This is a genomic window from Paraburkholderia sp. 2C (assembly GCF_054589215.1).
Window position 1 is genome coordinate 87402 of the sequence record NZ_BAAILL010000026.1, and the last position, 11726, is coordinate 99127.

Annotated in this window: 10 protein-coding genes; 4 read left to right on the forward strand and 6 right to left on the reverse strand. The window is 62.1% G+C overall.

All coding sequences use genetic code 11. The annotated features are described in order from the left end of the window. Window positions 1-88 precede the first annotated feature (88 nt). Window positions 89-2713 carry a hypothetical protein gene (locus ACYPXD_RS06255; RefSeq protein ID WP_459708658.1) on the forward strand — a complete coding sequence of 875 codons (2625 nt, stop codon included), beginning with the start codon at window positions 89-91 and terminating at the stop codon, window positions 2711-2713. Window positions 2714-2830: 117 nt separating this feature from the next. On the opposite strand, the gene ACYPXD_RS06260 is transcribed toward ACYPXD_RS06255, so the two are convergent. Then, window positions 2831-3730 (reverse strand): heme-binding protein, encoded by a 900-nt coding sequence (locus tag ACYPXD_RS06260; RefSeq protein ID WP_459708662.1) that lies wholly within the window; start codon window positions 3728-3730, stop codon window positions 2831-2833. A gap of 642 nt (window positions 3731-4372) precedes the next feature. On the opposite strand from ACYPXD_RS06260, the gene ACYPXD_RS06265 reads away from it, so the two are divergent. Both ACYPXD_RS06265 and ACYPXD_RS06270 read left to right on the forward strand, forming a co-directional pair. Next, complete coding sequence (locus ACYPXD_RS06265) at window positions 4373-4723, forward strand: hypothetical protein (RefSeq protein WP_459708664.1); 351 nt, start codon at window positions 4373-4375, stop codon at window positions 4721-4723. A 246-nt stretch (window positions 4724-4969) separates the two neighbouring features. Further along, the gene (locus ACYPXD_RS06270) at window positions 4970-5392 is read left to right on the forward strand and encodes an MEKHLA domain-containing protein (protein WP_459708666.1); all 423 of its coding nucleotides are present in this window, start codon (window positions 4970-4972) and stop codon (window positions 5390-5392) included. Between the two features lie 43 nt (window positions 5393-5435). Here the strand turns inward: ACYPXD_RS06270 and ACYPXD_RS06275 are convergent, their stop codons facing one another. Beyond that, complete coding sequence (locus ACYPXD_RS06275; RefSeq protein WP_459708668.1) at window positions 5436-5975, reverse strand: Lrp/AsnC family transcriptional regulator; 540 nt, start codon at window positions 5973-5975, stop codon at window positions 5436-5438. 155 nt (window positions 5976-6130) lie between these two features. Here ACYPXD_RS06275 and mdeB point away from each other — a divergent pair, with 155 nt between their 5' ends. Then, a complete protein-coding gene (gene mdeB / locus ACYPXD_RS06280) occupies window positions 6131-8944 on the forward strand; it encodes an alpha-ketoglutarate dehydrogenase (RefSeq protein WP_459708670.1) in 2814 nt (937 codons plus the stop codon). Window positions 8945-9098: 154 nt separating this feature from the next. On the opposite strand, the gene ACYPXD_RS06285 is transcribed toward mdeB, so the two are convergent. The 4 genes from ACYPXD_RS06285 to ACYPXD_RS06300 all read right to left on the reverse strand — a co-directional run. After that, a complete protein-coding gene (locus ACYPXD_RS06285; RefSeq protein WP_459708673.1) occupies window positions 9099-9821 on the reverse strand; it encodes a J domain-containing protein in 723 nt (240 codons plus the stop codon). Between the two features lie 194 nt (window positions 9822-10015). Beyond that, complete coding sequence (locus ACYPXD_RS06290; protein WP_459708675.1) at window positions 10016-10609, reverse strand: hypothetical protein; 594 nt, start codon at window positions 10607-10609, stop codon at window positions 10016-10018. Window positions 10610-10692: 83 nt separating this feature from the next. Beyond that, window positions 10693-11187 (reverse strand): hypothetical protein, encoded by a 495-nt coding sequence (locus ACYPXD_RS06295; protein WP_459708678.1) that lies wholly within the window; start codon window positions 11185-11187, stop codon window positions 10693-10695. 124 nt (window positions 11188-11311) lie between these two features. Then, on the reverse strand, window positions 11312-11726 hold a 415-nt coding region (locus ACYPXD_RS06300), incomplete at its 5' end, for a cholesterol oxidase substrate-binding domain-containing protein (protein ID WP_459708680.1).

The following is an 11726-nucleotide window of genomic DNA, read 5'->3' on the forward strand; positions in this document are numbered from 1 at the left end:
TGCGCATTACCTGACCAGTCGCGAGGCGTTCAGAATCAGACGAACAATATCTGGTTCTGAACTCACGCCACTGGTTTCAAGTCGACTAATGACCCTTTCCTCTTTAAAAAATAACGCCGATATCCGTTCACCCGAGCGTAATGATTCGCCGACGTCTGATCAGGCGGAGCCGAATAAAAACGTTACTTCGCCTCGGCAAAACAATAATGGTCCCCGACGCCGTCCCACGAACCCGAGATCGCATACGGCAACGTCGGCGGCGTCGTCCCGCACGGCAGACCTGCTGGAGCGCAGATCGGGATTCGGCCTTTTCTCTTCGAGGTCTCGCGAAAGCGAAGATGCTGGCGGCGCGGAGACGGAGGTGGCACCGCCGCTCCAGTTCTCCCGGTCGAACGGGCAAACGGGGCGAGTCCGGCGTTCCGCGCCTGCCGACCTTGAGCCGGCCACGCAGACGGGCAAACAACCCGAGACGGGAGCCACAGCCGCGCTAAAAGGTGCAACCGAAACCGAACTCAAGGAACTGCTCGCCGCTTACGATCCTGAATTGGCCGGTGGCGCGCGCGATGACCGCAATGGGCAATTGTCTTCTGCGTTGCAGGACGTCACCATGCGCGGCTATCCGGCCGACGCCAGGCAATTGGAAGGCACGATACAGGATGCCCTGACCAGGACAAGTCAACTGCTTCCTGACGAGCGTGACTTTTACAACGGGATTCTGGCTGCGGTCAGCAAGAGTTATGCGCGGGCTGATCAGACATCTGCGCAGCAGTCAGATACACAGGATACCGATTCATCCGGAAGCAATGAAAATACTCGCACCCGGATCTGGAACGAACTGTCGGAAATTCATGATGCCATTGTCGATCGTTATAATCAGACAATCAATGATCCGGCACTGCGAGTTCAGGCTTTTTTCAATGCGCCGGTCGGTAATGGCTTTCTAAGGCAGGATAAACAGGATTCCATACAGAAGCTGGAAGGCATGCGCGATAGTTTTAATCGCGCGAAAACTGCGGAGGATCGAAAGAAGATTTTTCAGGAGGCCGGTCAACTCAAGCTGGATTTGCAAAACGATATCGAAAAGAGCATTCAAGGCAGGACGACGCAGGAGCAAACGGACTGGGATGCGGCCGGCGATAAGGTCAAGCAAAATCTGCGGGGCGCGGAGAATCTGCAGGGCGAAAAAATCGGTGCTCTGGACCGTCTCGAATATTTTGGCCGAGCGATTCTGGCGGATGAGCGGACGACCCGCGCCTTTGCGGACATGTATCAGCAGGATCCGAACGACCCGCTGTTTAATCAGATCAGAAACTGGGATCAGCAGGCTTTCGAGTCGAACCGTGAAGCCAATAAAAAATTGCCCCAGTTGCCACCGGCCAGTTTTCTGGATGTGTTCAGACTGAAGAATCTTCCTCCCACGGATGAGAACTACGGAAGGAATCTGCTCCAGCAGTTACAGGATATTCAATCGAATATCGTGGCCACCCATAAAGGCGTCAATATGAGCCAGTTGCATGATGACGATCCGATCAAGGTTTCCTATTTGCGGTCCTTGCAGGCTAATCAGTCAAACCATCCCATGACGGAACTCGAACTGCAAGGTCAAGTAGCAGAGGGCCTATGCCGTTTTAACCTGGGCGCTATCCCGATTTTTGGCAGCATGATTGCCGATCAGGTTTGTCCGCGCAGCACGATGAGCGATGGCAGCCGCGCCGGGGTGGATGTGGCTTCGGGTGTATTTTGGGGAGCACTGAGTGAAGGCCGGATAGGGGGGCGAGGAACAAGGATTGAGCTGGGAGCGAGTGGCGCCGGAAGTACGGCGGAATTGCGCCCCGCCGTGAAATCGAGCTTGCCGGAGCCTCAAGTTCATATTCCCGTCAGCGCACGCTTGAAAGCCGCGCTGGCATCGATCATGGGGCGTAACCCTTCGCTGCCTCCGAGCTACGCTTACCGCGAGGCCCCTTCGATGGAATTGCCCACGCCGACACCAGGCATATTAAAAGACGGGAGCGGCAAAACCTTTATCAAATCCGATGGAAAGTATTTCTCCGTCAAGAAAATCGAGGATAAATTTTATGTTTACAACGGCTCTAATCCATGGAGTCCGGATGTGGAAGTCCGTTACGGCAGCAAAGGCTGGGGAGTGGCTTCCGATGAAGCGGCGCCTGCGTCGTCGAGCACAGCAGGCGGAGACTCGAGCAAATCGGCTCACCCCAATTTCGATATCTGCCTGAAGCAGCTTCAAGTATCGCCTAAGGACTATAAGTCTCTCATTCCTGAAAAATCATCACAGTACTATCGAGCTGACAATTTTCCCGTCGACCTGGCTCAGAGCTACCCTGACATGGAAGACCGCCTGGCCGCGATTTTGCGACACACATCGAGAACAAGTGGCTCGGCAGGAGAAGTTCAATCATTTACATCGAAGTTGAGCGTTGCGCGACGATTTGCTGACGCGCGGCACGCTAGTGTGTCGACCGTTCAGGCCAGCGAAGGGATGTTTATGTCGGCTGGGGAAATAATAATGAAGTATGGCGATATGCTGGTCAGACATAACAAAATTACGCTATCTACTTTGCGCAGCGCAATTGAGCAATTCGTAAAAGAAGGCGAGAGCGAGTTTTTCTGGTTGGGAAAGCAATACAAAGGCGAGCCGCTTACCAGTTCGATTCAGCTCGACGCATTGTTCACTAGAGGTCGAGCCGCTGCATAGGCCGGTCGAGCGCGACTCGCCGATTGCTGATGCAACCGGCTGCGCGCCGCATGTCGGACGGGCCACGCGGCGCGTACCGCTACCGCTTGACGAACGGGGTGCGCGCCGCGGTTTGCTTCACTGCCTGTACAGCGTTGCCACCGAAATATGCGGCCAGTCGATGCCGAGGAAGTTCAGCGTCACGATCTGGGAATACTGCAGCAGTTGAAACGGATGGCCCTTGTCGGGCTGCACGGTCTCGATCCAGAAGGTTGCTTCGACGGCCGTGGCCGCTGCGTTGTTGTTGGTCACGTTCTGCAGGAACGGAATATTGAGCACGCCGCCCGCGGTCTTGCTCGAGATCGTGAGCACGGTCGTCGCCGTCATGTGTTCGATGAGCGGCTGGATGGCATCCGCGAGCACGACATTCGGATTCTTCACCGCGTTCTTGTTCGTGATGCGCGGGGGCAGTGTCGCGTTGGTGAGGGGCTCGAGGTAGTTACTCGAGAGCGCAGCGCCGGCCGGATTGCGCTGCGGCGTCGAATCGAGCGTGGCGAATTGCGGCTTGCCGGTCGGCGATTCGAATGCCTTGCCTTGCGCGAGAATCGACGAGCCGTGCGGGATCGAGCCTTGCCGCACGACGGACGGATCTTCCTTCGGAATCGCGCTCGACGGTACGTTGAGCCAGAAGCCGTTTTCGATGTGCAACGGTTCGTGAGAATCGACGTCGTTGATTCGCTGCAGATAGCGCAGGCCGAAGATCGTGATGTCGGGTTGGCCGGTGGTGGGGGTGGTTTGCGATTCCGAGCCGCGGTTGGGGACGTGCGCGCCGATGGGCTCGAATTCGAGGGTTTCGTGTGTGGCGGAGAGGAGTACGCGGAAGGGCTTTGGCCCCGTGCTGGGCGCGTTGGGATCGAAGTCGGGGAGCGAGATCAGGTTGTAGCCGCGGCCTGACCAGCGGCCGCTTAGGTCGGCCAGCAGGCCGAGTTGTTCGACCTGTTCCTGGAGCGAAGGACCGGGGCGGAAGCGTTGGAGCATGGGAGTTCTCCTTGCGGGGGCGCGCGGTTTGGCGCGCGTTGTTGACTTCACTGTTAAACATCCGTTGGATTCGGGATATTCCCGGGGTGTGGGTTTTTGTGGTTTGGATGTTTTGTGCTTTTTGTGTGGTTGATTACGCCCCGCGCGGGCATCCGCGATCACGCCTCGCGGCGCAGGCGTTGCCCCTGTGCGGGGCGGCACCTACTTTTCCTTGTCCCCTTGGGGGACAAAGAAAAGTAGGCAAAAGAAAGCCGCTTCGCACGCTGCGCGCGCGTCTCGGTTGGGCATAACGCCTTCTGCTAAGGCTGTTTGTCAGGCGCTGTCTTTCTACGTCGTTTTGCTGAATCCTGGGCTGGCGCGTTTTAGCCAGTGCGGTTGATCTCTCAAAAAACACACCGCCTATACTCACCAAGCCGTCGAAACATCGGCAGCCGGGTTTAGCAGCCTGAATCAACACACGAGTGCACACTTGCTTCGGCAGGCTGTGCCTAACCCTCGCGTCTGCTCTCTACGGGCGGGCCGTGACAGGGGAGCCGCAAGGCTCGCCGGGGTTTCCCTCGCGTCCTCGGTCTGCTAACCCTGTCACTGTGCCCGCTCACCCTCTCCAAACGGGTGCTGCGGGTCTTGCTCCAGGGAGGCGCTATGTCAAATCAAATCACGCTCGAAGCGCTTCAATCGCTGACTCACGATCAGATTGCAAGACGTCTTATCCTGCTGAACCGCGTCAATGCCACGGCGATGGCCAACGCCGAGCGCTTCAGCGATGAAGCCGCAAAGATCGCCGCCCTCGCGCGCGCAATCCGGCGCTCCGGCGTCTCGCTCATCGATCGCGTCGCCATGCTCGACACCATCGAACACCTCGCGACCCTCGCCGAATCGGAAGCCGCGCTCGATAGAAACTGCATCGAATATTTCTGCGACTGCGAGCCCGATCGGTGGGACGACATCGAGCTTCTATTGAACAGCGCATCCGATCCGGTGACGAAACACTAGCGCCTCAGCAGGGCCAGCGACAAAGGGCTCATGCCTCCCGTTTCGCGCCGCGCGCGTTCCGGTGAGGCATAACGACTTCGCGCCACGCGTGCGCGCACCGCCAAGCCGTTTTGCCCTCTCCGCTGCAGGGTCTTGGAGCTCAAGTTAGTATGAGAGCCGTTGTAGTGCAATTGCACTCGTACCTGTCCCAACTCCGCTTCGTCTTACCCCATGACCTCCCTCGCCACCGATCCCGCTTTCGCCGCCTTGCTGACCGACAGCTATCAACACTTCGTCGGCAAACCGCTGGTTCCCCAGGACATCCCCGCCGCCGACGTCGCGCGCTGGCTCTACGAAGACGCTCCGTTCGTCGTCGTCTCGCACAACACCGACGCGGACCCGCGCTTCGTTTACGCCAACCGAACTGCGCAACGCTGCTTCGAGTACGACTGGGACGAGTTCGTCACGCTGCATTCGCGCCTATCCGCCGAGCAGCCAAATCGCGAAGAACGCGCGCGTCTGCTCGACGATGTGCGCACAAAAGGCTACTCCGCCGGCTACCGCGGGCAGCGCATCGCCAAGTCCGGACGTCGCTTCTGGATCGAGAAAGCCATCGTGTGGAATCTCGTCGACAAGGACGGCACCTACCGCGGTCAGGCAGCCACGTTCGCCGATTGGGTCGACTCTTGACGCGAACGTCAAACAACGCCTGACGCCCTGGTACGAAGCCCGCCTACGCGGGTTCGTCTTCGTCCCGGCCATGCAGCGTCATGCCACCCGCCGGCAACGGCAGGGCCGTCTTGTAGCGCACCTGCTTCAGCGCAAAGCTCGATCGGATGTTTGACACGCCTGGTATCTTGGTCAGGTGTTCGACAATAAAACGCTCGAGCGCGTGAATGTCCGGCATCACGACGCGCAGCAAATAGTCCGCGTCCCCCGTCATCAGATAACACTCCATCACCTCGGGCCGCTCGTCGATCGCCTGTTCGAAGCGCCGCAGGCCATCCTCGACCTGCTTTTCCAGACTCACCTGAATAAACACGTTGATCTGCAACCCCAATACTTCCGGGTTCAGCAGCGTGACCTGCTGCTTGAAAAGCCCGAGCTTGTCGAGCGCGCGCACGCGGTTAAAGCAAGGCGTCGGCGACAGGTTCACCGCGCGCGCCAGTTCTGAATTCGTGATGCGCGCGTTCTGCTGCAGCTCGTTCAGGATGCCGATATCGATGCGGTCGAGGCGGCGGGACGTGCCGCCGGGGCGGTTAGGGGAGGTCATAGTGCAAATATTCCGGTGATGGGCCGAGTTTAAGAATAAATACACTACGCGAACCGAAAACCGCAAGCAAATGAGACACACATTTTGGGGGTCCGTCGATAACATGTTCCTCATCCCGATGAACCATGAACCGGCAACCGGATGGGGAGTGCGCAATGACCGATCTCTCGAATGGCAACGAGCAACGCTTGCGGCTTCACGAAGACGCCGACCCGCAGGAAACGGCCGAATGGCTCGACGCGCTTCAGGGTGTGCTCGAACATGCGGGCAAAGACCGCGCGCAGTTCCTGTTCGATCGTCTGGCCGAACACGCGCGCGCGCTCGGCGTGCAATCCGCCCGCACCCGCGTCACGCCCTACGAAAACACGATCGCCCTCGCGCAGCAGGGCCGCTATCCGGGCAATATCGAACTCGAGGAAAAACTCGCGGCCGCGTTGCGCTGGAATGCACTCGCGATGGTGGTGCGCGCCAACAAGGCCTACGGCGAACTGGGCGGCCATATCGCAAGCTATGCGTCCGCCGCCGATCTGTTCGAAGTCGGCTTCAATCATTTCTTTCGCGCCTGCGCGGCCAATGCCGAGGCGCGTAGCGAAGGAAGCGGCGGCGACCTCGTCTACTTCCAGCCGCATTCGTCACCGGGTGTCTACGCGCGCGCGTTTCTCGAAGGCTTTCTCGACGAACAGCACTTGCGCCATTACCGCCGCGAAATCGAGGGCCCCGGCCTCTGTTCGTATCCGCATCCGTGGCTGATGCCAGACTTCTGGCAGTTTCCGACCGGCTCGATGGGCATCGGTCCGATCAACGCGATCTACCAGGCGCGCTTCATGCGCTACCTGCACAACCGCGGTCTCGCCGACACCGATGGGCGCACCGTGTGGGGCTTCTTCGGCGACGGTGAAATGGACGAGCCCGAATCGGTCGGCGCGCTGTCGCTCGCCGCGCGCGAAGGACTCGACAATCTCGTGTTCGTGATCAACTGCAACCTGCAGCGGCTCGACGGTCCCGTGCGCAGCAACGGACGCATCGTCGACGAACTCGAAGCGCAGTTCAACGGCGCGGGCTGGAATGTGATCAAGGTGTTGTGGGGCTCCGATTGGGATGCGCTTTTCGAGCGCGACAAAACGGGCGCCTTGCTGCGCGCGTTCGCCCATACGGTCGACGGCCAGTTCCAGACCTTCTCCGCCAACGACGGCGCCTACAATCGCGCACATTTCTTCGGGCAGCGTCCCGCGCTCGCGGCGCTCGTCGAGCAGATGAGCGACGACGATATCGACCGCCTGCGCCGCGGCGGCCATGACGCGCGCAAGCTGTTCGCCGCGTATGCGCAGGCGCGCCGGCATCGCGGCCAGCCGACCGTGATTCTCGCGAAGACCATGAAAGGCTTCGGCATGGGTGCGGCCGGGCAAGGCCGCATGACGACGCATCAGCAGAAAAAGCTCGGCATCGACGAACTGAAGGCCTTTCGCGACCGCTTCCGCCTGCCGCTTTCCGATGACGACGTCGAGCAACTGAAGTTCTACAAGCCCGCGGCGGACAGCCCCGAAATGCAATACCTGCACGCGCGCCGCGAAGCGCTCGGCGGTTATCTGCCGCGCCGCCGCCGCACCGCGACGCAAGGACTTCCGGTGCCGCCGGTCGCCGGCTGGGCCCAGTTCGCGCTCGACTCGAACGACCGCGAAATCTCGACGACGATGGCGCTCGTGCGCATGCTGACCGCGCTGCTGAAAGATCGCGCGCTCGGGCCGCGGATCGTGCCGATCGTTGCCGATGAAGCGCGCACCTTCGGCATGGCGAACATGTTCCGCCAGGTCGGCATCTATTCGCCGCTCGGGCAGCTCTACGAGCCCGAGGATCTCGGCTCGATGCTCTACTACCGCGAAGACACGAAAGGGCAGATTCTCGAAGAAGGCATTTCCGAAGCAGGCGCGGTGTCGTCGTGGATCGCGGCGGCGACCGCATACAGCGTGCACGATCTGCCGATGCTGCCGTTCTACATCTACTACTCGATGTTCGGCTTCCAGCGCATCGGCGATCTGATCTGGGCCGCGGCCGACCAACGCGCGCGCGGCTTCCTGATCGGCGCGACGGCCGGCAAGACGACGCTCGGCGGCGAGGGGCTGCAGCATCAGGACGGCACGAGCCATCTGGCCGCTTCAACCATTCCGAACTGCCGCGCCTACGATCCGGCCTTCGCCTACGAAGTGGCGGCGATCGTCGATGCGGGGATGCGCGAGATGGTCGACGCGCAGCGCGACGTGTTCTATTACATCACCGTCACGAACGAAAACTATGCGCAGCCGTCCGCGCCGGCCGCGATATTCGATGCGTTGCGCGAGCCGATTCTGAAGGGGATGTACCGCTTGCCGGCTGCCGCCGCTGACGCGGGTAATAACCGCGCTTCCAGTCATGCCCGCACGACGCAGCAGGAAAACGCGCGCGTGCAACTGCTCGGCTCCGGCGCGATCCTGCGCGAGGCGATCGCCGCACAGCAGATGCTCGCCGACGACTGGCATATCGACGCTGCGGTATGGAGCGTGACGAGCTTCACCGAACTGCAGCGCGACGGCATGGAAGCGGAGCGGCAGGCGCGTAACAGCGGCACGGCGCAAGGCGAGTCGGACGAAGCGCCGGTTCCTTACGTGACGGCGGCGCTCGACGTCACGCAAGGCCCTGTGATTGCCGCGACCGATTACGTGAGGGCGGTGCCCGAGCTGATTCGCGCCTACGTGCCGCGCCGCTATGTGACGCTCGGCACCGATGGCTTCGGCCGCAGCGATACGCGCAGCGCGTTGCGAGCCTTCTTCGAAGTCGACCGCGTATCGATCGTGATCGCCGCGCTCAATGCGCTGGCCGATGACGGCGAAATCGATCGCGGCATCGTGCGTGAAGCGATTGCGCGTTACCGCGCAGAAGGCGATGGCGGGCAGGGTAGCGCCGATGCGGCGCGAATCGCGCCGTGGCGACGCTAAGGGCTAAGGGCCAAGGGCCAAGGGCCGACCGGATGTCCGCGCCGAGATGTTTCGTCATACGGTTGATGGGCGCGGCGCGTGGACATCTCGCGGGCGGCGGCGACCCGACGTGACGGCATGGCCGCGCGTTGCGGCGCCATGCCCGAAGTCATGCTTACGATCGCACGCCGAAGAAGCTATGCCACAACGAATCGAAGAAGCCGGAGGGTTTTTTGCCATGCGCGTCGGGCTTGCCGCTCGCGGTGCGCGGCGCGGCGCTCGGGGCCGCGCTGTGCGCGCGCGGGGCAGGTCTTTTCTTGCGCATCGCGGCTTCCGCGCGAGCCGCGCCCACCCGCGCCTGCTGCAGCGCCCAGACGCTATCGGCAATGCGCGCCGCGATCTCGGGCGGGCAGTCGCGGCCGAGCAGCACGCCGAACAGCACATCGCGGCTATGACCTTGTTCGGCAAAACGCATCGCAAAACTCACGCGCTCCTGATATTTCGCTTCGGCCGCGACCTGCTCGGCGCGCTCGCGCCGCGCCCGCTCGGACCGTTCGCGCTCGCGCTGCTGCTGTTGTTGCTGCGCTTGCTGCTGTTGCTGCGTGTGCTGCCGATGCGGATGCTCGTGATGCTGCCGCTGCGGTTCGTGACGGCGCTTCTGCTGCGTTTGCCAGCGGTGCATTTCGGTCGCGTAGACCGAGTCGTAGACCTTGCGCTTGTCCGGATCGGAGAGGATCTCGTACGCATCCTTGATGTCGAGGAAGGTCGCGCGCGCGGCTTCTTCATTGCCGGCATTGCGGTCGGGGTGCCACTTCATCGCGGCCTTGCGATAGGCGCGTTTGATTTCGGTGGCGCTCGCGTCTTCCGCTACGCCCAGCTTCGTGTATAGGGTTGCCATCTCGGGTCGATGCGCGATACGGTTCCGGGCATCGTAGCATGGACCGCACGCTCGCCACGTGGGCAGGCGTACATGGCGTGGCGGGAAAGGCACACGGCCGGGCCGCTAGCGGCAGTTGAGCCGAATGGCGCGCATCCCGGCCCTGTGTCCGGAACACACGCCATCGGACGCCGCGGTACGCGTCGCCGCGCCGGTTAACCCGCCGACGCGTTCGACGCGCCAAGGCCGAACAGGCTGCTCAGGATCCTGCCCAGCCCGAACGCCGGCCCGATCGATACGCTCGCAGCCGCGAACGAGCCGCCCGCGGCGCCCGACGCGCCCGACGCGCTGTACGCAGCGCCCGGGTTCAAGGTGCTGCTTTCGAACGAATGGCTGAACCCGCGCGCGCCAGCACCGGAACTCATGAATTGCGCGCTGCCGCTCTGACCGAACTGACCATAGCCCGTATGCGGGTTGTAGCCATAGTTGCCGTAGCCTGCGCTGCCTGCGCCCGAATGGCTGATCTGCGTCGTCTTTTGCGTGACGCTGCCGTCCGCGCCGACACGTGTCTGGGTGGTGGTCTTTTCGAACGACGCGCCGGTGCGACCGTAGCCATGGCCGCTGGCGTACGCGCCGCCGTGCGAGCTCGAGCCGGCCCCCCAGCTTTGCGCCTGACGGCTTTCGAAGTACGATCCGCGCGCGCCCGCGCCGTTCGCGCCCGCCGCGCCGATGCCCCACGCGTTGGCCTCGGCCTTGAACGCGCCGCCGAAGTCGCCCGTGAGCGCCTTCGCTATCGCTTGAATGCACATAGATGTTGTTCCTTGTGAATGAGGATGCCAGAAGACCCGTCTGGCCGGGTGTCGGCCGGCGCCGTCGTCAGGGCCGGTCAATTTCAGATTGCGCCGCCGTTCGCGACCTCGACCGTATTCGTCGCGATCCGCGTGGAGTCGCCGTTCAGGCCCGGCAGCGGGAAATCCGCGGCGCGTTTGGCGTCACGCGTGCTTTGCTGGTCGGAGCCGTACCACACGTCCTTATCGCGCGATGCGCGGTCTTTGCCGGACGGCCCGTCGTTGTTCAACCCGCCGTCGCGGCCCAGCCATTCTTTTTCGAAGTGCGTCTTGACCTGGCCTTGTTCGCCGAACAGGTGCGCGATCCCTTCGCCGAGTTTCGATCCCAGTTCGCCGATAAAAAAGTCCGGTATGACGTGAATGAGCTTGCCGAGCGGGCCCATCCGGTCCAGCGCTTGCCCGACCGATGAGAGGGCCGGGGTGTTGAGGATATTGTTTGCGCCGTTGATCATGTTGATCATCGGTCCGCCGGACGATTCATCGTCGCTCGGGTCGACGCCGTAACCGGAGCGTTGATTGTTCGAAACACCAGAGAGCACGAAGGCCTCCTTGTCGTTGAGTGCGCCAGATAGCCCGTCTGGCCGGGTATTGCTGGGGATCATGGCCGCCCGCAAGCCGATTGACGCGCCCGGAGCGGGCTGCGCGTACGTCCTGCGCGTGCGCTCACGGCAACAGCCGGTCGAGCAGCGGTGAAGCAAAAATCCGCTGCGGGTCGAATGTGTTGAGCACCGCACGCGCGGCGTCCCATCTGCCGCTCGCCGGCTGCCCTTCGCTAAACGCAGCGGGAATCGCCGATCCGATCAGCGACAGGTCCTGCCACGGGGCGCCGTCGGTGTATGCCCAGCCTTTCGACCACTCGGGCCGTACCGTCGCGTACGAGCCCGCGTAGTTCGACAGCATCCATTGCTCGATCTCGCGGTAGAACCGATTCGCGGCGGGCGTGCCGGGCATCGTCAGGATGTCGAAGTAGACGGCGATGTTCCAGTCGGGCCGGTCGGCGCGAGGCCGAAGCGGCGAGAGGAGCGGCGCGGCCGCGCCGCTGCCCGCGTCGGCGGGCTGGTCGAGGCCCGTCACGCGG

Bases quoted from the DNA above. Each gene is read 5' to 3' on its own strand.
- ACYPXD_RS06260 (WP_459708662.1), bottom strand. From the start codon at position 3,730: ATGCTCCAACGCTTCCGCCCCGGTCCTTCGCTCCAGGAACAGGTCGAA.
- ACYPXD_RS06265 (WP_459708664.1), top strand. From the start codon at position 4,373: ATGTCAAATCAAATCACGCTCGAAGCGCTTCAATCGCTGACTCACGAT.
- ACYPXD_RS06290 (WP_459708675.1), bottom strand. From the start codon at position 10,609: ATGTGCATTCAAGCGATAGCGAAGGCGCTCACGGGCGACTTCGGCGGC.
- mdeB (WP_459708670.1), top strand. From the start codon at position 6,131: ATGACCGATCTCTCGAATGGCAACGAGCAACGCTTGCGGCTTCACGAA.
- ACYPXD_RS06255 (WP_459708658.1), top strand. From the start codon at position 89: ATGACCCTTTCCTCTTTAAAAAATAACGCCGATATCCGTTCACCCGAG.
- ACYPXD_RS06285 (WP_459708673.1), bottom strand. From the start codon at position 9,821: ATGGCAACCCTATACACGAAGCTGGGCGTAGCGGAAGACGCGAGCGCC.
- ACYPXD_RS06275 (WP_459708668.1), bottom strand. From the start codon at position 5,975: ATGACCTCCCCTAACCGCCCCGGCGGCACGTCCCGCCGCCTCGACCGC.